This is a genomic window from Nesterenkonia sp. HG001, assembly GCF_034438835.1.
In the GTDB taxonomy this organism is placed as follows: Bacteria; Actinomycetota; Actinomycetes; order Actinomycetales; family Micrococcaceae; genus Nesterenkonia; species Nesterenkonia xinjiangensis.
On record NZ_JAOSZD010000003.1, the window covers coordinates 81,654 to 101,894 of the forward strand.

The following is a 20,241-nucleotide window of genomic DNA, read 5'->3' on the forward strand; positions in this document are numbered from 1 at the left end:
TCACCTCAGCGCGGCGTCGAGACTCTCCAGCGCAGGGGCGATCCGCGTCCGCCACCGCCAGTCGGCCTTCACGTCGGCCCGGGACGGCCCGCCATTGATGATGCCGATCGGTCGCCCCGCCCGGTGCATCTGCAGGGCGATCTTGAAGCCGCTCATCACCGCCATCGACGAGCCGACCACCAGCAGACCGGAGGACCGCTCCACGAGCTCGTCCACCAGGACCTTGCGCTCAGCAGGGACACCCTCGCCGAAATAGACGACGTCAGGCTTCAGCCGGGTGGATCCGCAGACCAGGCAGCCGACCATGTGGAAGCGCTGGACCCAGGAATCCTCGAGGGCGACGTCGCCGTCGGGATTGACGTTCTCCGCGGCCTGGAGGGCCTCCTCGGCGTAGCCGGGGTTGGCCTCCTCCAGGCGGGTGTCCAGGTGTCGGCGGTCCTCCCGGTTTCCGCAGGTCAGGCAGGCCACAGTGGCGAGATCCCCGTGCAGCGGGATCAGCGGAGACTGCACTCCGGCCTCATGGTGGGCCATGGCGTGGAGGCCGTCCACGTTCTGGGTGACCAGCCCGGAGAGTGTGCCCCGCCGCTGCCAGCCGGCGAGCAGGTGGTGCGCCGGATTCGGCGTGGCCTGGTCCATATGCCGCCAGCCGACGAAGCTGCGCGCCCAGTACCGGTGGCGAGCGCCTTCGTCGTGAAGGAACTCCTGGTACGTCATCGGCCGGTGCCGGTGCAAGGATCCCTGAGGGCCGCGATAGTCGGGTATGCCGGAGTCGGTGGAGACTCCGGCGCCGGTGACGGCGAGCACCCCGCCGACGCGCAGCATCTGCAGAATACCGGCCTGGGCTGCGTCCCTGGCCTGCGGAGGCGCGGTGTCTTCGACGACGCGCTCGATGGACCGCAGCGCGGCCCGGTGGGCGTTGGCCACGGGGAGGGTGAACGACTGGGAATCGGTGACGCTGCGCACCTCGTGTGCGCCGAGGCCTCCGGCGGACTCCTCGGACACAGCAGAATCCGACCCGGCGATCATCGCCGGATCGGATTCACTGCTGCTTGTGACGGCCTGAGTGCTGGCGGGAGCAGTGCGTCCCTGCTCCACGGTCTCAGCGTCCGTAGCGTTCCGAGAGGTCGTCGTAGCCGTACGACTCATCCTCCGGTTCGGGTGAGATGGCTTCCTCGGCGGGGATTTCACCACGGGACTGAGCCAGCTCTCTCTCGAGAGCTGACAGGTCGGTGTTCGGGGTGAAGTACTTGATCTCCCGCGCCTGCTTCGTTGCTTTCGCCTTCTGACGGCCGCGCCCCATGAGCGAGACCCCCTCTGTCTTCTCAGGTCCTCGCGATGCCGGGCAGGGTGCAACGCGGGAGTATCTCTGCGATCTACTGGTTCGTGTACCTAGGTTAACATGATTGGGAACGGTGCGTCGCACGTCCGCCCAGGGCGAAGTCATCCAGGATGGCCCGCCCTGCGGTGCGTTGCGCGCCGGAATGGTCCAGTTCTCGGGGTGCTATGCCTGTCCGACGCCCGCCGGATGCTCATCGTCGACCTTCGCCGACGGCTCCACGGGCATCCGGATGGGACGGACATCACCTTCGCCTGCGCTCCGCCGGGACGCCGTTCGACACGTACCGCCGATCCCGCCACGACGCGCACAGGAGCACCGCCGCAGTGGAAGACAGCACTGAGTCGCCCGACCATTCCTCAGGTGAGCCCGCCGAACCTCTCCCCCCGACGCGCCGATCGCGCCGTGAGGCCCGGAGCCGGGCCGACCGGAGGACCACCGCAGCGGAACCCGCGGCCCGCGAGGGAGCGACGGCGGAACCCGCCGAGGACTCCCCGGAGGAGATCTCCCTGAATGACTCCGGCCACCTGGAGTCCTTCGACGTCCGGGAGACCGCGAATCGTGATCCCCGACGCCCGAACGTGCTGCCCTTCGTCCTCGCCGGCGGACTCGTCGTGCTGATCACCCTGTCCCTGCTGTGGTGGTTCCTCGTCCGAGACGAGCCGGCCGAGCTACCGGAGACCGTCGCCGAGCGCGAGGAGGATCCCGGCATCGACGGCGTGATCCTGCGGAACGCCGATCCGGACCAGTGGCTGGCCGGCGACTGCCTGACAGGCTTCCAGCCGCAGGACGAGACCGCACCGGCCACGATCATCGAGTGCGGACACAGCTATGACGTCCAGGTCATCCACTGGGAGGATCTGGAGGTCGGCGAGTACCCGGGTGACGAAGACGTCTCAGAACGGGCGCACATGGCCTGCGAGGACAACGGGCAGCTGGACCAGGACGCCGTGGACGCCGTGGACTTCGAGCTGCAGGTCCGCATCTCCCACCCGACCGAGTCCACCTGGCGCCGCGAGGGCGACCGGCGGATCAACTGCCTGCTGCAGCCGGCCAGCGGAGTCACCATGACGGGGAACTTCGTGATGGACCCCGAGGAGCACTCCTCCGCCGACGACGCCGAGGACGCCGCGCCGGGTGGCGGCGACGAGGACGACGCCTGAGGCGACGGCTGAGGCCACGACTCCCCTCAGACAGGCACCCCTTCCACGTTCTGCCTCACCATCTGATCGACACTGCACCTCCAGGGCGTCCCGGGCAGTGCGCCGGCGAACTCTCCGCTCGGGACCAGGACGCTTCGACGCCACCAGATCGGCCGGAGCCGCGCGAGCTCCAGCGCAGTGCGGCTGACCAACCCTGCGGCGCGCAACACTGCATGGGGCAGCACCCAGGGAGCCACAACAGGACGACCGGCGACGCCGGACGCACGCTCGCCGACTTCGCGCAGGGTCGGCGCCTGGGACGGTGCGATCAGCAGCCGATGCCCACCGGCTCCTGCCACCACCTCAAGCAGCTCCTCGGCGTACTCCGCACCATAGATCATCGCCGCACTGAGATCGGCGATGTCGGTGAGAGCATGCGGCACATCGGGGTCCGCCGGAATGATGGGGCGTCGGCCCGCCGCCACGCGGTCAGTGATCATCATGCGGACCACACTCGTCGCGGGCGCAGCATCCGGACCGACCAGATCTCCCGCCAGCACGCTGAGCGCGGGGGCGGGATGGGCCGACCGTGCCTCCATCAGCTGCTGACGGACCCGCCCCTTGTCCTCTGCAGGCGCGAACTCGGCGTCGTCTCTGAGCTCCTCCGCCTGGGCCGCGAAGGCGTAGGTCGACTCGGGAAAGATCACCACGCTGCCCTGCTCGGCAGCGACGTCGAGCACCACCTGTTCCAACCCGGGCAGGACATCTGCCCATAGCCGGGAGTCATACCCGGTGTGGAAGCATGCAAAGATCGCCTCAGCCCCCGCTGCGGCGCCCGCGATGTCGCCCCGACGTCCGGCATCGCCGATCACATGCCTCGCCGCTTCCGGCACCGAGGCTCCCGCAGAGCGCGTCACCACCGTCGTCTCCACGCCCTGACTCAGCAGATCCGCGACGATACGCGCCCCGATCTGCCCATAGCCGATCACCATTGCTGTGCGCATTGTCAGCCTCCCGTCGATATCCCTCACCACGAATGAGAGCACTGCTCTCCGATGACGAATCGACCATAGTCTCCTCAGAGCCCTAAAACAAGAGCGCTGCTCTCGTATGTGACTGGTGATCTCCGTCTCCTGCTAGCCTCGTGCCATGAAGTCCGACGCCGGCATGACACCTCGCCAGAAGAACCGGCAGGCCACTGAGGCCGCCGTACTCGAGATCGCCAACCGCCACCTCGACGACGACGGCGCCCAAAGCCTGTCGCTCCGCGCAGTGGCTCGGGACCTCGGCGTGGTCTCCAGTGCCGTCTACCGCTACGTGCGGAGTCGGGACGAGCTGCTGACGCTCCTGATCACTGACGCCTACGATCGCCTGGCGGACGCGGTGGACGCCTCCGTGGCACGTGACGACTCCTTGGAATCGGTCGCCTTCGCGATGTTGGACTGGTCCCGGCGCTATCCCCGACGATGGGAACTCATCCATGGGTCCCCCGTGACGGACTACCGGGCCCCACAGGACACCGTCGTCCCCGGGACACGTGTCGCCGTCCAGGTGGCTCGGCTGGTCGCGGCCCTTGACGACGACGCCGACGATCCGCGACTCTCCTCCGAGTCGGCCGCACGGGACCCAGCGGCCCTCTGGCTCGTCAGGGATCTGGAAGAGCTCGGCCTGGCCATACCCCCTCATTCAGCCTTGCGGGCCGTCTCCGTCTGGGCGAGCCTTCTCGGCATGGTCAACATGCTGCGCTTCGGTCAGCTCGGGCCGGAGAGCGCCACCTGGGAGGACCATCTGATGCGCACACACATGCTGCGCCTGACGTGCGGCACCGGAACCCCTGCGTCTGAGACCCTGGGGTCACCTCATGTTCCACCGCGCCAGGAGACCCGATGACCACCGACCCTTCCACACCGCTGCCCGAGCTGCGCTGGTGCTCCGCCTCGCTGGGCGAGCTGGGCTCCGTGGTGGTGGTCCATTCCCCCGAAGACGACACCATCCGTGCGGCGAGCCTGGCACGCCCGGAAGGAGCAGAGCCCGAGGTCGCCGCGATCGGCCGCGCCCTGGAGCAGATGATGGACCGTCTGGAAGCAACGGCCCCGGAGACCGCGGACCGGGAGATGAATCCATTGCCCACCGACCGTGGCGTCGTCGCCGAGGCGGTGGCCGCCTACGTCCAGGGCGACCATGAGGCCTTCGACGACGTCGCCGTCGTCCAACCCGGCTCCGAGTATCGGCAGCAGGTGTGGGCCGCCCTGCGCGAGGTGCCGGCCGGCGAGACGGTCTCCTATGCGGAGCTGGCCCAGATGGCGGGGCGGCCGCTGGCACACCGCGCGGCGGCGAGCGCCTGCGCCCACAACCTGGTGGCCTTCGCCATCCCCTGCCACCGGGTGATCAAGGCTGACGGCTCCATCGGCGGCTACGGCTTCGGCGGTGTGGGCACCAAGCGCAGACTGCTCGCCCGCGAGGGGATCCACCTCTGATCCACACCCCCCCCCTCGACGTCGAGTGGCCACGAATCACGGCATCTCACCTCTGACGACGGCGTGTCATCGGGCAGACGCCGCGATTCGTGGCCACTCGGTGGTCCAGGCGACGAGAATCAGGCCTTCTTCGTCACGGTGAGCCCGTGTACCGTGTGCTCCTCCAGGGAGAGCTCCTGACGGTCGACCAGGACCGTGTCACCATCCTCGACCTCGCCGCCCAGCAGCCGCTTGGCGAGCTGATCCCCGATCTCGCGCTGCACCAGCCGGCGCAACGGGCGCGCCCCGTAGGCGGGGTCGTAGCCGGTGAAGGCCAACCACTCGCGGGCCGGGTCGGTGACCTCCAGGACGAGCCGGCGGGAGGCCATCCGCTCCTGCAGAGAACCGATCTGCAGATCCACGATGCTGGCCAGCTGCTCCATGGAGAGCGGATCGAACATCACGATGTCATCGAGCCGGTTGAGGAACTCGGGCTTGAAGGAGCGGTTGACCACCTCCATGACGGCCCGGTGCTGGGCGTCGGCGTCCAGACTCTGGTCCACCAGGAACTGGGAGCCCATGTTGGAGGTCAGGATCAGCACCACGTTGCGAAAGTCCACGGTGCGCCCCTGGCCATCGGTGAGGCGGCCGTCGTCGAGCACCTGCAGCAGAATGTCGAAGACCTGCGGGTGAGCCTTCTCCACCTCGTCGAGCAGCACCACCGAGTAGGGGCGTCGGCGCACCGCCTCGGTGAGCTGGCCGCCCTCGTCGAAGCCGACGTAGCCGGGAGGCGCACCGACCAGCCGGGCCACCGAGTGCTTCTCCGAGTATTCGGACATGTCGATGCGGATCATCGAGCGCTCGTCGTCGAAGAGGAACTCCGCCAGGGCCTTGGCCAGCTCGGTCTTTCCCACGCCGGTGGGCCCCAGGAACAGGAAGGAACCGGTGGGTCGGTCCGGGTCGGCGACGCCGGTGCGTGCCCGCCGGACGGCGTCGGAGACACTGGCCACGGCCCGGTGCTGGCCGATCAGCCGCGAGCCGATCAGCTCCTCCATCTGGAGCAGCTTCTGCGTCTCACCCTGCATCAGCCTCCCGGCGGGGATCCCCGTCCAGGCGGAGATGACCTCGGCGACGCCGTCGGCGTCGACCCCTTCTGACACCATCCGGGAGCGCTGCCCTCCTGCGGAGCTCTCCTGCTCCTCGGCGTCGGCAAGCTTCTGCTCGAGCTGCGGGATCTCACCGTAGAGCAGCCGGGAGGCCTCGGCGAGATCCCCCTCCCGCTGGGCCTTCTCCGCCTGGCTGCGCAGGTCGTCGAGCTGGACCCGCAGCTCACCGGAGCGGTTGAGCTCGGTCTTCTCGACCTCCCATCGGGCGGTCAGCTCAGCGAGGTCCTCCTTCTTGTCGGCGAGGTCCGCGCGCAGCACCTGGAGGCGTTCGGCGGAGCCGGCGTCGGTCTCCTCAGCAAGAGCCATCTCCTCCATGGTGAGACGGTCCACTACACGGCGCAGCTCATCGATCTCCACCGGCGCAGAATCGATCTCCATGCGCAGCCGAGAGGCGGCCTCGTCGATCAGGTCGATGGCCTTGTCCGGCAGCTGCCGGCCGGTGATGTACCGATCCGACAGGGAGGCGGCGGCGACCAGCGCGTTGTCCGCGATGGCCACCTTGTGGTGGGCCTCGTAGCGCTCCTTGAGCCCACGCAGGATGCCGATGGTGTCCTCCACCGAGGGCTCCCCCACGTAGACCTGCTGGAAGCGGCGCTCCAGGGCGGCGTCGGACTCCACGTTCTCCCGGTACTCGTCCAGGGTGGTCGCACCGATGAGCCGCAGCTCCCCGCGGGCCAGCATCGGCTTGAGCATGTTGCCTGCATCCATGGAGCCCTCGGAGGCTCCGGCGCCGACCACGGTGTGGATCTCGTCGATGAAGGTGACGATCCCGCCCTCGGCGGACTTGATCTCCTCCAGCACGGCCTTGAGCCGCTCCTCGAACTCCCCGCGGTACTTGGCCCCGGCGATCATCGCACCCAGGTCCAGGGAGATCAGCGTCTTGTCCCGCAGCGACTCGGGGACGTCACCTGCGACCATGCGCTGGGCCAGGCCCTCGACGACGGCGGTCTTGCCGACCCCGGGCTCGCCGATGAGCACCGGGTTGTTCTTGGTGCGGCGGGAGAGCACCTGCACCACGCGCCGAATCTCGGAATCCCGGCCGATGACCGGGTCCAGCTTGCCGGAACGGGCGATCTCGGTGAGGTCCGTGCCGAACTTCTCCAGCGACTGGAAGGTGTTCTCCGGATCCGGGGTGGTGACCTTGCGGTCGCCCCGGAGTCCGGGCAGCTCGGCCTTCAGCGGCTCGGGACCGGCTCCGGACTCGGCGAGCGCGCGACCAGAAGGTCCGGCGTCGGCGGCGACCCCGAGCAGGAGGTGTTCGGTGGAGACGTATTCGTCGCCCATCTGCTCGGCCTCGGCCTGGGCGGCCTTGATGACGGCGAGACCCGCCTGGGAGAACTGCGGGGCCGCGACGGCGTCGCCGCTGGTGGCCGGCAGCTGCCTGATGGCGGCGGAAGCCCGGGTGGAGATGGCCTCGGGGTCCGCACCGGCGGCCCTCAGCAGCGCCACGGCGACAGACTCCCGCTGGTCCATCAGAGCCTTCAGGATGTGGGCAGGCTCGATCTGCGGGTTGCCTGCGGTGTTGGCGTTCATCGCAGCCGCGGAGACGGCTTCCTGCGACTTGGTGGTGAGCTTGACGTCCATGGGGTGAAGGCTCCTTTCTCAGCGCCTCGGCGGGCCCTCACCTGCTGTCCAACCAGACCTGGCGAGCCCTCTCATTCGAACTTGAGTCCATCCTACTCAACTTTGGGTGAGAAGCACATATTCCCGCACGACGGCGCCGAGAATCTCACCGTCTCAGCCCGGAGGCAGATGATCGGTGAACACTCGACGCCGTCGGACATCGATCACCAGCCTGCCCCGCCTGACGCTCGTGCCGGCGGTGCCAGGACGAGCGACAGCGACGCGAACCCTATGCCACGGCGGTGCCCTCGAGCTCTACGAGCTGGCCGGGCACGGCCAGCCGCGTGACACCCAGCATCGTGGTGGTGGGGGCGACCCCTGCCGCCCCCAGCCGGGATGCCAGCACCCCGTAGTGCTCGAAGAGCCGATCGACATCGGTGGTGAAGACGTTCAGCCGGATCAGATGCTGCACCGTCATCCCAGCCGCGCCGAGCACAGCTTCAAGGTTCTCCAGGCTCAGCGCCAACTGCGCCCCCATGTCCCCGTCATGCTGCGGGACGCCATCATCGTTCATCGCGGTCTGACCGGAGCAGTACAGCGTCCGCGTATGTCCTGAGACCACCTCCCCCTGGTTGAAGCCCAGTGCTGCAGACCACGTCACGGGATTTACTGCTGTGCGTTCCATCTCCAGATCCTCCTCGTTCGGTTCCTGTGCCGCACAGCTCCTGCTCTGCGCGCCGGGCGCCTCGGTGCGCCGTGAGATCGAGCTTTCCGGCAAATCACGACACCTCATGTCAGGTATTCCGGTAGGGTTCAGATATGCGTGCAGACCGGCTCGTCTCGCTGGTGCTCCTGCTGCGTCAGCGCGGCAGACTCTCCGCCCCCACGCTGGCCGAAGAACTCGAAGTCTCCATCCGCACCGTTCTCCGAGACATCGAGGCGCTGTCCGCGGCCGGGCTGCCGGTCTACGCGGAACGTGGACGCCATGGGGGTTTCGCGCTGCTGCCGGGATTCCGCACTGAGCTCACCGGGCTGAACTCTGAGGAGACCCTGGCGCTGCTGACGGCAGGCTCCGGCCGGGGACTGCAGGCGTTCGGGCTGAGCCCCGCGCTCGAGGGGGCGATGCGCAAGGTCGTGGACGCCCTGCCCGAGTCCCAGCGCTTCGCAGCGCGAGCCGCCGCCCAGCGCCTGCTCATCGACCCGGAGACAGACCTGCTCGCGCGCCGCGCCACTCCGGAGGACATCCCGGACGCCACCCTGCACGAGGTCCGAGGCGCCGTGCTGGCCGGGCACCGGCTGCGCATCCGCTACGCCGCCACTGGCCAGAAACCGGCGTGGCGCACTGTGGATCCCATCGGCCTGGTCACAGTGCGCAGCCGCATGTACCTGCTGGCCACCCGCTCCGGCATCGATCGGACGTACCGCGTCTCGCGGATCCTGGACGCCGAGGAGCTCTCGGAACCCGCGCAGCGCCCGGAGACGGTCGATCTGGACCACATCTGGCGCAGACGCAGCGAGCAGTTCCTCTCTGGAGGCGATCACTTCCCGGTCACGGTCCGCGTCCGTCCGGGGCGGCGGGAGGAGCTGATCGACACTGTCCTGGCGGTCCGGGCGGAACAGCACGCCAGCGGCGACTGGGCGCACCTGGAGGTCATCTTCCAAGACCTACGCCATGCGGAATGGGCACTGTGGCAGCTCGGCCTCGACGCCGAGGCCCTCGCTCCGGCCACTCTGCGCGACGCCCTGGGAGAGCGCGCCGCCAATCTCGCCGCCCGCTATCGCGGCACGGGTTGATCAGCGGCGTGGGACGAGAGACCGGTCAGCACCCGTGAGGTGCCTCAACCACCGCGGAGCCTCGAACACCCAGTCCTGCCTGAACCACTGCGCCACGGCGTAGATCACGAGCGGACCGATGACTCCGATCACGGTGGACCCCACCACGTGGATCCAGAGGACATCGATGCCCATCGTGCTCAGCGCGATGCGCGTGCCAGCCGTGAAGAACACATGAGCGACAAATATCACCAGTGAACGTTGCCCGATCCACGCCAGCCACTGCATGGTGGCTCCCATCCGGGCGAGCAGCAGCGAGAGGGCAAGGATCGACACGACGCCGGCCAATGAGCCGAGAGCCCCGAGCGTCACGCTCGACACGGTGCGGATGTTCCCATAGGCAGTGGGCGGGGTGCCCAGCAGCGTGGCGCCGAGGACCACCCACACGGCGCCGGCCACGAACACAACCACGACGGCGTGGCTGACGAGAATCCCCTTCATCCAGCCGAGCAGCCGCCGACCGGTCAGCACCACCCCGGAGAAGAAGAAGATCGTCAGCGCGAGACCCTCCCCGCCGAGGATGTTCCAGTTCAGCCCCCACACCGCCAGAGAGCCGGCCCCGGCCAGCCCCAATGTCGCGGCGGCGGCCCTGCGGCTGCGCCACGGCCGCGTCGCGGCAGTGAGCAGCATCATCAGGACGAGCCACCCGAAGAACCAGAACTGTTCCTTCGGTTCCCAGATCCTCAGGAGCTCCACGGGCGACACCGGGTCGTTGACCGCGGAGCCCACCGCGATCTTCATCAGCAGCTGCAGGGTGGACCACAGCGTGTAGAGCCAGAGGAAGGTGACCGTGCGGGCGCGGGCGTAGTGCCAGGGCCCGTCGCGGCGCATCCCGCCGGCCACGAACAGTCCGGCCACGAAGGCGAAGACCGACAGGTGCGACATGTAGATGACGGAGTCGACCCGAGTCAGCAGGGGATCCTGCACCAGTCCCGCCGGTTCCAGCGCGCGCCACACGTGCCCGACCACGATGAGGATGATGGCCAGTGCCTTCGCGATGTCGAGGGTGGCGTCGCGCACCGGCGGGGATGGGTCTGGACTCACATCTCAAGGAAACACAGGAGGCCCCGTCTCACAAGGGTTCCGGCCCGTGATCCGCCCTCGCCCCGATCCGGAGGACCGCAGGACGCATCACCGCGCACAACGTTCCCTCTCGTACCTCGCTCCGACAGGGGCTGCGACTCTCGCCGCCGGCGGACGGGACGCTGCCGCCTCCTCCCCGCTCTCGGCCCGGTCTCGGTCCGTCGCCGGCTGACGCACGGACGGTGCTCGACGAGGTCCGACTGCGTGCTGACCACGCCCTGATTCGGCGGTGCTGAGAATGATCAGCCCAGCTCCCAGGGCGAAGGCTGCGTAGAGGAATGCTCCGAGCCCGAGGGCGGCGTCGACTCCAGGACCGTAGATGGCGGCCGCCGAGGCACCGGACCCCGTGCCGGCGCCCTGGCCGATGACACCGTGGTGGATGGCAAGGGTCCCCAGGGCGGCGATGCCGGTGCCGGCGCCGAGCGCGAAGGAGGTCTCCTGGATGGCACCGGCGTCAGCGGTGCGACTCTCAGGGGCAGTGCTCATGATCGCGTTCGCCGCAATGGCCATGATGATCCCCGAGCCCAGCCCCAGGATGACCAACGCGGCCAGCTCCCCGGCCGCATCCAGAGTGGCCAGCAGCAGGAACCCTCCGGCGGCCAGGACCAGCCCTGCGGTGATGATGCGCTGCTGGCTGGACCACCGGAGCAGCAGAGGGCCGAGGAGTCCGCCGGCGGCGCTGGACACGGCGAGGGGGATCAGCGCGACGCCGGCCTGCACAGCGGAGAGCCCCTCGATGACCTGGTAGCGCTGGGTGAGCAGGTACAGCACGCCGCTGAACACGCCCAGGGTGGCCGCAATGACCGCCGCAGAGGTTCCCAACAGAGCATTGGTCAGCAGGCTCACGTCGAGGAAGGGCCGCGGCAGGCGCGTCTGCCGCACCACGAACATCACCGCTGCCGCGGCACCTGCCGCCAGGGCCGCGAGGCTGAGCCACAGGGGCAGCTGGGGCTGAGCCATGGCCTTCAGCCCCGCGATGACCAGACCCACCGCGAAGCCCGACAGGGCCGCGCTGATGCCGTCCAGGCTGGGAGGATCCGGATTCTTCGAGTCCTGCAGCACGAGCAGGGCCGCGATGAGGCAGAGCGCCAGCACCGGGACATTGATCCAGAAGACCCACCTCCAGTGGGCCAGCTCCACGAGTCCGCCGCCCAGGAGGGGCCCCAGCGCCGAGCCGGTGCTGAACGCGGTGACCCAGACCCCGTAGGCCAGGGCCCGTAAGCGCACCCCGGGGAAGCTCACCCGGATGATGGCCACAGTGCCGGCGATCAGCAGCGCCGCACCGACACCTTGACCGATGCGCCCCGCGATGACCAGACCTCCGCCCGGCGCGAACCCGACGATCATGGCGCTGAGGATGGCGATGACCAGCCCCAACACATAGATGCGTCGGCGTCCGAACCGATCGGCGGCGACCGCGCTGAGCACCAGGGCCACCCCCGCGGCCAGCGGGTAGACATCGGCGACCCACAGGGAGGTGGCCGCACTCAGAGAGAGCTCCTCGGCCAACTCCGGCAGGGCGACGACGACCTTGGTCATGTCCGTGCCTCCCACCAGCATCACTGCACCGAGCACCAGCAGGGTGCCTAGGAGATGGCGGCTGAGGGGGTGCGCGCGGGCCTGCGTCATGGGAGCGTCCTTCGGTGTCGTCGGGTCAGAGGGCATACCTCCGTTCTACGGGGAGCAGATCATTGCCGTCCAGGTTCATTTTTGACGTGGAATCATGCACGATAGGTACATGATTGATTCCAGACTCCAACTGCTCATCGCAGTGTGCGAGCACGGCACGGTCACCGCCGCGGCCGAGGCGCTGTATCGGACACCATCAGGGGTCTCCAGGCAGCTCAAGGAACTGGCCCAGGAACTGGACGTCGACCTGCTGGAGCGTCATGGCAGACGCGTGAGACTCACCCCGGCCGGCCGACGCCTGGTGACCCATGCCCGTACCCTCAATGCCCAGTGGGAGACAGCGCTGGGCGATGTCACCGCAGCAGCCAGGGAGCTCTGCGGACCGATCAGCATCGGCGGTTTCCCGACAGCGATCTCCGCGATCATCACACCCGCACTGATCCGGCTGAGAGCACGGCACCACCAGCTGCGGCCGATCGTCAAGGAAATCTACTCGCGTCAGCTGATCGCCGCGCTGGAGTCCGGGACCATCGACCTGGGGCTCTTCGTCGCCGACGAGTCCACCAGCCACCTCACGGACAGCCACATCGACGTCACCGGCCTGCTCGACGACCCGATCGACCTCCTGGTCCCGAGAGACCACCGCTTCGCCGCCGCCGGTGAGATCCAGCTCGAGGAGGCGGCGCAGGAGGACTGGATCACCGGTCACCCGCACCAGGACGCCTATACCGAGCTGCTGAGCGCCACACGGGCCGTCGGCTACGCGCCCAGGGTGGCCCACTTCGCCCAGGAGCTGACCGCCACCACGGCGCTGGTGGCCGCCGGAGCGGGCATCGCCGCCGTCCCCAGGATCGCGATGACCATCCCTCACCCGCACGTGGTGCAGATCCCGCTGAGCGGTGCGCAGGTACCGCGACGCAGGATCATGCTCGCTCAACGCCGCGGATCCGCCCAGAACCCCCGCATCGCCGCCGCGATCACCGCCCTGGAGCATCACACCGGATCCTCGGAGCCGGCCGAGGGGCCTCATACAATGAATCCGTGACGCGCACCGCTGAAGGACCCGATGCCTCCGCCGCACGTCCCCACAGGCTCGGCTCCTGGCTCCCTCCCGCCCTGGCACTCGGGCTGGCCGGCAGCTCGGTGGCGATCGGCGGCGTGGGGTATGAGCGGGTCACCGCCGAGCCGGAGGCCCAGGTGTCCTTCCTCGTGGAGGACGATCTCCCCCACGGGATCACCCAGGAGACGGTGGAGGCCGCCGCCGAGGGCCGGGCGCTCAGCTACGAGCCCTTCACCGTCCATGTGGTGGAACGCGAGCTCGACTGGGACGAGTACATGCACGGCGAGATCGAGGACGCCGAGATGATCCTCTCCGTGGGTGACGACCCGGAGGATCCGGACCTGGTGCTCGCCGACGCCACCCGCGTGGGCATCAGCGGCCTCGACTCCGACGATCGCTACGCGGTGGCCTCCACGGTGCGCGAGACCTTCGTCAACAACCGCACCATCGGCCACGGACCCAACGCGGTGGTCGGGGCGGCGCTGACGGCGGCGGACATGCACTTCGACGAGGGCGGCCGCTCCCCGGCGACGTGGGTTTCGGCGGCCGCGCTGCCGCTGCTGGCCGGCGTGGCGATCATGTTCCTGTGGGTCCGCTCACGCGGCCTCGAACGGCAGCGCCTGCAGCGCTTCTCACGGGCCAGGCTGCGCCTGGCCCGCGTGGTGCTGGAGCTCGACGTCCTGGAGCTGCGCTTCGAAACCGCCCGGGCCGCTCTGAGCAGTGCCGGCGACGCCGTCGCAACCGACTCCTTGGCCGCACTGGAGGCCGACTGGGACCGCATCCGGCAGGACAGTCTGCGACTGGCCCGCCGGGAGCAGGAGCTGGAGTATGCCTGGCTGGGCGGCCCGGCTCCCCGCGGCTCCTCGGGCCAGACCGTCGGTGAGACTCCGGATTGGTCCGACCTGGAACGGTTCGAGGAGCAGACAGCCGAGCTTCAGCGACGGGCCGACGCCCTGGCCGCCGCCTCGGAGCTGCGCGCCGGGCACGCCGGCTCCGGCTCGGTGCTGGACCGGCTGGCGCTGCCGCTGCTGCAGTCGGTGGACGAGGTGCTCGCCCAGCGGAGCCGACTCGCCCGGGCCGCCGGTGAGGGCACCGGGGAGAGCCTGGACTGCCTCCGTGGTGCCCGTGACGAGCTCCTAGCCCTAAATCAGGAGGCCGCGACGATCCCCGCGAGGAGCGGCGGTGACGACGGCGACGACGGTGCGCGGCTGGTCGCCGAGCACGCGAATCTGCTGGACCGGTGGGAGGCGGCGGAGCGGCGCATCGTCGGCGCCTGCACCGCACTGAGCGGGACCCTGAAGGCCCACCGGCGTGAGGGCCACCCCGGGAAGAAGGCGCTCCGCCGTGACGCGGAGGAGCGGGTCCGCCGTCGTGTGCAGGCCAGCTCCGCAGGCGCCACCGACTCGCTGGACGAGCTGCGCGCCACCCTGGGACTGAAGCATGGTGCCGCAGGTGGGCCGATGTGGGCCGCCGAGCGCGTGCTGGCCGCCCTCGAGCACACCAAGCTCGCTGCGGAACCTGCGACGGGAGGCATCAGCGAGGAGGGCTGGCAGGCCGTGATCGCCACCGTCGGCATGATCCTCCCGGTGGCGGCGGGGCTGCTGACCGGATGGGCCGCCGTCGAGCGCGCCGACGTCAACACCGCCTTCGGCCGGACCCTGCAGGGTGACCAGCCGCTGGCGGCCCTGGATGTCGTCGGCGACCTCGGCGCCGTGCCGGAGTTCGAGGAGCCCTCCGACCTCCGACCCTCCAACCAGGATTCCCTGACCCTGGAGTACGTGCAGGAATCCATGGCGCGCAGCGTCGAGTTCAGCGAGGATGCCGCCCTGCTGCCGGACCACCTTGAGCTGCATGTGGCGCTGCTGCCCGCCGATGACTACATCAGCTACACCCCGCGGGCGGACCACGACTACCGCATCGACATCGACTACTGGGACATCGTGGACGCCCACGCGCGGATCAAGGAGGAGGTCGGCGCCGAGGACCCCGAGGTCCTCGACCCCGCCACCGGGGAGGTGGCCTTGGGCCACGGGATCCTGCCGGTCTGGCTGCTGGACGAGGCGACCTTCGCGGTGGGCTACACGATGACCGGAGAGATCAGCTCGGGCGTGGACAGCCGCCTGGGCACCTACTCCTTCCGCGCCACGGACCTGCTGGTGTCCGGCACCGGCGACTTCGAGATCACCCTGGGCGACCAGGTAGCCAACACCCTGCAGGACCTGGGCCGCGCCATGGAGTACAACCACCAGGAGTCGGTGAAGGTGGACACCACCTCCCTGTTCTGGCTCGTGGCGGTCGCCGTGTGGACCGGGGCCCAGACGCTGCTGATGATCGGCGTCGCCGTCGTCGAGGCCGGTCGTCGGGGGATCGGGACCCGCCGGGTGCGCCGTCAGCTGGCCGGGCTGCGCGGGCGCCTCGACGACCTCGCCCTCGGCCTGGACCTCTCCCGCCTGGACATGGTCGCCGTGCTCGGCGCCGACTCCGCCATCGACGGTCGCGCCGAACAGGCCGACCAGCGCCTCCACGAGGCCGGCCTGGTCACCGCCTGGCGCGAGGTCCAGGCCCTGGAGCGCCTGCCACGCCGGGAACAGCGCGGCGCGGACTGGGAATCCCGGGTCACACACGTGGAGAAGCTCATCGACACCCTCGCCGCCCGCGAGACCGACGTCGCTACCCGCGCCGAAGAGCTGCTGCGCACCCAGCGCGACGGGTGAGCCGCCTCACCAGCCGAGCATGTCCAGGGCCGCCGAGGCGATCGAGTCCTCGTCGATGCCGTGCAGCCGGTGCATCTCCGCCATGGTGCCGGCCTGCCCGAACGCGGTGACCCCCAGCGTGTGGGTCGGGTCCCCGCGCACACCGGCCAGGAACGCGAGCGTATGCGGGTGGGCATCCATCACAGTGACCAGCGGCCGGGGGTGCTCCGCCGGGAACAGCGTCTCCAGGATCGCCGAGCGCCGCGTCGCGGCCACCTCACGGCGGGCCCGCAACGCCCGGAACAGCAGGCTCGGGCTGGTCACGCACACCACGCCGGCGCGCACACCGTGCCCGGCCAGGGACTCGGCGGCCGCGCACACCTCGGTCATGATCGCGCCGGCCCCCACCAGGGTGACGTCGTCCTCAGCGGCCGGATGCGCGGAGAGCCGGTACCCGCCGGCCACCACCTGCTCTCGACGACGACGGCGCAGCAGCTCGTCCTCCGGCACCTTCGCCAAGGACTGCTCCACCGGACGAGTGGACAGCCGCAGATAGGCGGAGCCGCCGTCGGGGTCCAACAGGTCCCGCATGGCCTCGAGCATCACCCACTCCACATCCTGGGCGAAGGCGGGCTCCCAGCTGGTCAGGCCGGGGATCTCCAGGGTCGCCGAGGGTGTGTTGATGGACTGGTGTGCCCCGCCCTCCGGCGCCAAGGTCACCCCGGACGGCGTGCCGATCATGAGGGAGCGGCCTCCCGCGTAGAGCCCGAAGGTCCACGGCTCCAGCGCCCGGTTGATGAACGGGTCGTAGAGCACCCCGATGGGGATCAGCGGCTGACCCCAGCGCTCACCGGTGAGCCCCAGTTCGCCGGCCAGGCTGACCAGGTTGACCTCGGCGATCCCGAGCTCGATGTGCTGGCCCTGCGGCTTCTCCTGCCATTTGAGCAGCCGCTCCCTGTCATCCGAGAACCAGTCGTGCCTCCCGGCCAGGGACCACACCCCGGTCTTGTTGATCCACCCGCCCAGGTTGGTGGAGCTGGCCACGTCGGGGCTGACGGTGACCACCCGATCCGTCACCTCAGGGGCTGCGCGGCGCAGGTCGGAGAGGAACCGACCCAGGGAGGCCTGGGTGGAGGTCACCGCCTTCGGGTTCCAGCCGAGCTCGGCAGGGACGGTCGGGGGCACGGCCGGGGTGAAACGCTCCCGGCGCAGCCGCCGGGCGACCTCCGCACACAGCTGACCGGCCGCAGTGTCCTCGGGGAACCGGACCCACGGGTCCTGAAGCGAGGTGCCGGAGGCCTCGGCCAGCTCGTGCATCTGCTCCTCGGTGAGCTGTGCGGCGTGGTTGTTCGGGTGACCCTCGGTGGCCAGTCCGCGACCCTTGATCGTGTAGGCGAACACCACAGTGGGCCGGGTGTCGTCGATGGCGGCGAACGCGGCCTGCAGCTCTTGAAGGTCATGGCCTCCGAGGTCGCGCACGAGCTCGGCGAGCGCACCGTCGTCGTGACCGGCGAGCAGCTCGGTCAGCGCGGCGGCGTCCTGCGCGGGGCAGCCACGCAGCAGCCGGTCACGGATCTCGGCGGGGTGGGCGCGCAGGATCCGTTGGTACTCCTCGTTGGGCATGGTGCGCATGCGCTGCTCGAGCACCTCGCCGCCGGGGCGGGAGAAGGTCTCCTGGAGCCGGCGGCCCCACGGGCACGTGATGACCTGCCAGTCGGCGGCGGCGAACATCCCGCGCAGCCGCTGGATCTGCGAGTCCGGGATAACGCGGTCCAGAGACTGCCGATTGAGGTCCACAATCCACACGACCTCACCCAGCTGGCGCACCTCGGGGTCGATGATGGCCTCCCACACCGCGCCCTCGTCCATCTCGGCGTCGCCGAGCAGCGAATAGAAGCGGCCGGCCGGAGGGGTGTCCTCGATGCGGCTGGCCAGGTAGCGGTGGGACAGGGCCGCCCAGATGGGTGCGGTGGCGCCGATGCCGACCGACCCCGTGGAGAAGTCCACGGTGTCCGGGTCCTTGGACCGGGAGGGATAGGGCTGCAGCCCGCCCAGGGAGCGCAGCCGGGTCAGATAGGAGGCGTCGAGGTCGCCGAGCAGGTAGTTGATGGCGTGCAGCACAGGAGAGGCATGCGGCTTCACCGAGACCCGGTCCCGGCTGGTCAGCTGAGAGAACCACAGGGCCGTCATGATGCCGACCATCGAGGCCGAGGAGGACTGATGCCCGCCGACCTTGAGGCCGTCGGCGTTCTCCCGCCCGCGGTTGGCGGCGTCGATGATGCCGGTGGCCAGCCACAGCGTGCGCTGGGCGATCTCGTCGAGCACGGTGGCGTCGGCGGAGGAGGAGGCCCGCAGCGGCCGCGAGTTCGTCGTCGGCGGATCATACTGGTCCGAGGTCTCGAACTGCCGGTCCTCGTCCATCGGGTGCGTCGTCATCGGTCTGTGGTCCACGTCACCGATCCTCCCCGATCAGCGCCGGAACCACCAGCGCACGGGCCAGGTCAGCGATCAGATCCTCCGGGGACTCCAGCCCGATGGAGAGCCGGACTACATCGGCATCGGGCTTCGCCTCGGCGGCCACCGGTCGGTGCGTCAGCGCCGCCGGATGCTGGATCAGGGAGTCGACTCCGCCCAAGGAGACCGCGTGGGTGAACAGCGAGACGTCGCCGGTGAGCTGCTCGGCGGCCGCGTAGCCGCCGCGCAGCCGGATCGCCATCATCGCACCGGTGCCGCGCATCTGCGCCCCCAGGATCCCGGTGGGATCGCCGTGGAGCCCCGGGTAACAGACTTCGGCGACGGCGTCGTGACCGGTGAGCCAGTCCACGATCCGTCGGGCGGAGTCCTGCTGCGCGCGCATCCGCACCGGCAGCGTGGCCAGCCCCCGGTGGAACAGATAGGCGGCCAGCGGGTGCAGGATCCCCCCGGTGATGGCGCGGACCTGCCGCAGGTGGGCGGCGATCTCCTCCGAGCAGGCCACCACGCCGCCGACGGCGTCCCCGTGGCCGCCGAGGTATTTGGTGGCGCTGTGCAGGCTCAGCGCGGCCCCGTGGTCCAGCGGATTCTGCAGCACGGGCGTCGCGAAGGTGTTGTCCACCAGCACCGGAACCTGCCCCGCCTGGGCGACGACGGCGGCGATGTCCACCAGCTCCAGGGTCGGGTTGGCCGGGGTCTCCAGCATGATGAGGCCCGTGTCCGGCCGGATCGCGGCGGCGACCTCGTCTGCGGCACAGAAGGTGACCTCGGTGCCCACCATCCCGGAGGCCAGCAGGTGGTCGGTGCCGCCGTAGAGCGGGCGGACCGCCACCACATGCGGCTTCTGCTGGCCCAGGCACAGAGCCAGCACCGAGGCGGTGACGGCGGCCATCCCGGACGAGAACGCCACTCCGGCCTCGGCATGCTCCATGGTGGCCAGGGCGTCTTCGAAGCGCGCCACGGTGGGGTTCCAGAGCCGCGCGTAGACCGCGCTGCCACCCTCGGGCACCGCACCCCCGGAGGCCAGGGACTCATAGGAGAGCCCGCCGGCCTCGATGCCGGGCAGCGGGTTCGTGGTGGAGAGGTCCAGGGGCAGGGCGTGGACGCCCAGGCCGGCGAGGTCGTCGCGACCGGCGTGCACCGCCGCCGTGTCCAGGCTGCGTGATTCACGTCTCATAGGTCATGATGGTTGCTGAGCGCACAGCACTGCGCAATGAGTCTTGCTGAAGATCCCATCGAGTGGCCCTGATGCTGTGCTCTCACCATGTCGACGCGAGAAGGGAAGGGTCATGTCGTCGAGTCGACAACTGACACCGGAGGGTCTGGACGGGCTCGACCACGCCCTCATCGCAGCACTCAGCGCGGCCCCGGAGCTGACCAACAAGGCGCTGGCCTCCCGGCTCGGCGTGGCAGAGTCCACCTGCGCGTACCGACGACGGCGGCTGCGCGACGCCGGCACCATCGGTCCCCCGCGGATGGACCTGGACCATGCGCAGCTCGGCTACGCGCTGCAGGCGGTCATCACGGTGTATATGAGCAGCCATTCGCGGGAGGCGGTGGACCAGTTCCTGGACAGCATGGTCACCACCCCGCATGTCCTGCAGGTCGTGCATCTGACCGGGCGGGCCGACTTCATGCTCACCGTGGCGATGCGCAGCGCGGAGGAGCTGAAGAACTTCGTGCTGGACCACATCACGGTCCACCCGGCCATCCGCAACACCGAGACACACATCGTGTTCGACTCCCGGCGCGGGACCTGGATCCCCGAGGCGCCGTGAGCGCAGCGCGCGATCAGCCGCCGTCGCGCC

General features: G+C 69.6%; 16 protein-coding genes. 7 read left to right on the plus strand and 9 right to left on the minus strand.

Annotated elements, in window-relative coordinates:
• Positions 1–963, minus strand: coding sequence for a Sir2 family NAD-dependent protein deacetylase (locus ODE13_RS05955; RefSeq protein ID WP_322478728.1), 963 nt, complete (start codon positions 961–963; stop codon positions 1–3).
• 136 nt (positions 964–1,099) lie between these two features.
• Positions 1,100–1,300: a DUF3073 domain-containing protein gene (locus tag ODE13_RS05960; protein ID WP_322478432.1), complete on the minus strand. Its 201-nt coding sequence runs from the start codon at positions 1,298–1,300 to the stop codon at positions 1,100–1,102.
• A 362-nt stretch (positions 1,301–1,662) separates the two neighbouring features.
• On the opposite strand from ODE13_RS05960, the gene ODE13_RS05965 reads away from it, so the two are divergent.
• Positions 1,663–2,499 carry a hypothetical protein gene (locus ODE13_RS05965; protein WP_322478433.1) on the plus strand — a complete coding sequence of 279 codons (837 nt, stop codon included), beginning with the start codon at positions 1,663–1,665 and terminating at the stop codon, positions 2,497–2,499.
• A gap of 26 nt (positions 2,500–2,525) precedes the next feature.
• Here the strand turns inward: ODE13_RS05965 and ODE13_RS05970 are convergent, their stop codons facing one another.
• Positions 2,526–3,482 (minus strand): NAD(P)H-binding protein, encoded by a 957-nt coding sequence (locus ODE13_RS05970; protein ID WP_322478434.1) that lies wholly within the window; start codon positions 3,480–3,482, stop codon positions 2,526–2,528.
• Between the two features lie 145 nt (positions 3,483–3,627).
• Between ODE13_RS05970 and ODE13_RS05975 the strand changes: the two genes are divergently transcribed.
• Both ODE13_RS05975 and ODE13_RS05980 read left to right on the plus strand, forming a co-directional pair.
• Positions 3,628–4,368 carry a TetR/AcrR family transcriptional regulator gene (locus ODE13_RS05975; protein WP_322478435.1) on the plus strand — a complete coding sequence of 247 codons (741 nt, stop codon included), beginning with the start codon at positions 3,628–3,630 and terminating at the stop codon, positions 4,366–4,368.
• Positions 4,365–4,955, plus strand: coding sequence for a methylated-DNA--[protein]-cysteine S-methyltransferase (locus ODE13_RS05980; protein ID WP_322478436.1), 591 nt, complete (start codon positions 4,365–4,367; stop codon positions 4,953–4,955). The genes ODE13_RS05975 and ODE13_RS05980 overlap by 4 nt, the downstream gene beginning before the upstream one ends.
• Positions 4,956–5,074: 119 nt before the next feature.
• Here ODE13_RS05980 and clpB read toward each other — a convergent pair whose 3' ends face one another.
• Positions 5,075–7,684: an ATP-dependent chaperone ClpB gene (gene clpB / locus ODE13_RS05985; RefSeq protein ID WP_322478437.1), complete on the minus strand. Its 2,610-nt coding sequence runs from the start codon at positions 7,682–7,684 to the stop codon at positions 5,075–5,077.
• Positions 7,685–7,952: 268 nt separating this feature from the next.
• Positions 7,953–8,348, minus strand: a complete 396-nt coding sequence (locus ODE13_RS05990) for a RidA family protein (protein WP_322478438.1) — start codon at positions 8,346–8,348, stop codon at positions 7,953–7,955.
• A gap of 134 nt (positions 8,349–8,482) precedes the next feature.
• Between ODE13_RS05990 and ODE13_RS05995 the strand changes: the two genes are divergently transcribed.
• Positions 8,483–9,457, plus strand: coding sequence for a helix-turn-helix transcriptional regulator (locus ODE13_RS05995; RefSeq protein ID WP_322478439.1), 975 nt, complete (start codon positions 8,483–8,485; stop codon positions 9,455–9,457).
• On the opposite strand, the gene ODE13_RS06000 is transcribed toward ODE13_RS05995, so the two are convergent.
• Together ODE13_RS06000 and ODE13_RS06005 are read right to left on the minus strand one after the other, a co-directional pair.
• Positions 9,458–10,540 (minus strand): acyltransferase, encoded by a 1,083-nt coding sequence (locus tag ODE13_RS06000; protein WP_322478440.1) that lies wholly within the window; start codon positions 10,538–10,540, stop codon positions 9,458–9,460. It lies immediately after the preceding gene.
• 87 nt (positions 10,541–10,627) lie between these two features.
• Positions 10,628–12,208 carry an MFS transporter gene (locus ODE13_RS06005; protein WP_322478441.1) on the minus strand — a complete coding sequence of 527 codons (1,581 nt, stop codon included), beginning with the start codon at positions 12,206–12,208 and terminating at the stop codon, positions 10,628–10,630.
• 109 nt (positions 12,209–12,317) lie between these two features.
• Between ODE13_RS06005 and ODE13_RS06010 the strand changes: the two genes are divergently transcribed.
• Positions 12,318–13,253, plus strand: a complete 936-nt coding sequence (locus ODE13_RS06010) for a LysR family transcriptional regulator (RefSeq protein WP_322478442.1) — start codon at positions 12,318–12,320, stop codon at positions 13,251–13,253.
• The gene (locus ODE13_RS06015; RefSeq protein WP_322478443.1) at positions 13,250–15,982 is read left to right on the plus strand and encodes a hypothetical protein; all 2,733 of its coding nucleotides are present in this window, start codon (positions 13,250–13,252) and stop codon (positions 15,980–15,982) included. The genes ODE13_RS06010 and ODE13_RS06015 overlap by 4 nt, the downstream gene beginning before the upstream one ends.
• Before the next feature lie 6 nt (positions 15,983–15,988).
• Here the strand turns inward: ODE13_RS06015 and ODE13_RS06020 are convergent, their stop codons facing one another.
• Positions 15,989–18,382 carry a transketolase-like TK C-terminal-containing protein gene (locus tag ODE13_RS06020; RefSeq protein WP_322478729.1) on the minus strand — a complete coding sequence of 798 codons (2,394 nt, stop codon included), beginning with the start codon at positions 18,380–18,382 and terminating at the stop codon, positions 15,989–15,991.
• Positions 18,383–18,413: 31 nt separating this feature from the next.
• A complete protein-coding gene (locus ODE13_RS06025; protein ID WP_322478444.1) occupies positions 18,414–19,610 on the minus strand; it encodes a PLP-dependent aspartate aminotransferase family protein in 1,197 nt (398 codons plus the stop codon).
• A 112-nt stretch (positions 19,611–19,722) separates the two neighbouring features.
• Here ODE13_RS06025 and ODE13_RS06030 point away from each other — a divergent pair, with 112 nt between their 5' ends.
• A complete protein-coding gene (locus ODE13_RS06030) occupies positions 19,723–20,211 on the plus strand; it encodes an Lrp/AsnC family transcriptional regulator (RefSeq protein ID WP_322478445.1) in 489 nt (162 codons plus the stop codon).
• Positions 20,212–20,241: the final 30 nt, after the last annotated feature.

Excerpts from the sequence above, each read along its gene's own strand:
- ODE13_RS05960 (WP_322478432.1), bottom strand. The coding sequence starts at position 1,300 with ATGGGGCGCGGCCGTCAGAAGGCGAAAGCAACGAAGCAGGCGCGGGAG.
- ODE13_RS05970 (WP_322478434.1), bottom strand. The coding sequence starts at position 3,482 with ATGCGCACAGCAATGGTGATCGGCTATGGGCAGATCGGGGCGCGTATC.
- ODE13_RS05975 (WP_322478435.1), top strand. The coding sequence starts at position 3,628 with ATGAAGTCCGACGCCGGCATGACACCTCGCCAGAAGAACCGGCAGGCC.
- ODE13_RS05980 (WP_322478436.1), top strand. The coding sequence starts at position 4,365 with ATGACCACCGACCCTTCCACACCGCTGCCCGAGCTGCGCTGGTGCTCC.
- clpB (WP_322478437.1), bottom strand. The coding sequence starts at position 7,684 with ATGGACGTCAAGCTCACCACCAAGTCGCAGGAAGCCGTCTCCGCGGCT.
- ODE13_RS05990 (WP_322478438.1), bottom strand. The coding sequence starts at position 8,348 with ATGGAACGCACAGCAGTAAATCCCGTGACGTGGTCTGCAGCACTGGGC.
- ODE13_RS05995 (WP_322478439.1), top strand. The coding sequence starts at position 8,483 with ATGCGTGCAGACCGGCTCGTCTCGCTGGTGCTCCTGCTGCGTCAGCGC.
- ODE13_RS06005 (WP_322478441.1), bottom strand. The coding sequence starts at position 12,208 with ATGACGCAGGCCCGCGCGCACCCCCTCAGCCGCCATCTCCTAGGCACC.
- ODE13_RS06010 (WP_322478442.1), top strand. The coding sequence starts at position 12,318 with ATGATTGATTCCAGACTCCAACTGCTCATCGCAGTGTGCGAGCACGGC.
- ODE13_RS06020 (WP_322478729.1), bottom strand. The coding sequence starts at position 18,382 with ATGGACGAGGACCGGCAGTTCGAGACCTCGGACCAGTATGATCCGCCG.
- ODE13_RS06025 (WP_322478444.1), bottom strand. The coding sequence starts at position 19,610 with ATGAGACGTGAATCACGCAGCCTGGACACGGCGGCGGTGCACGCCGGT.
- ODE13_RS06030 (WP_322478445.1), top strand. The coding sequence starts at position 19,723 with ATGTCGTCGAGTCGACAACTGACACCGGAGGGTCTGGACGGGCTCGAC.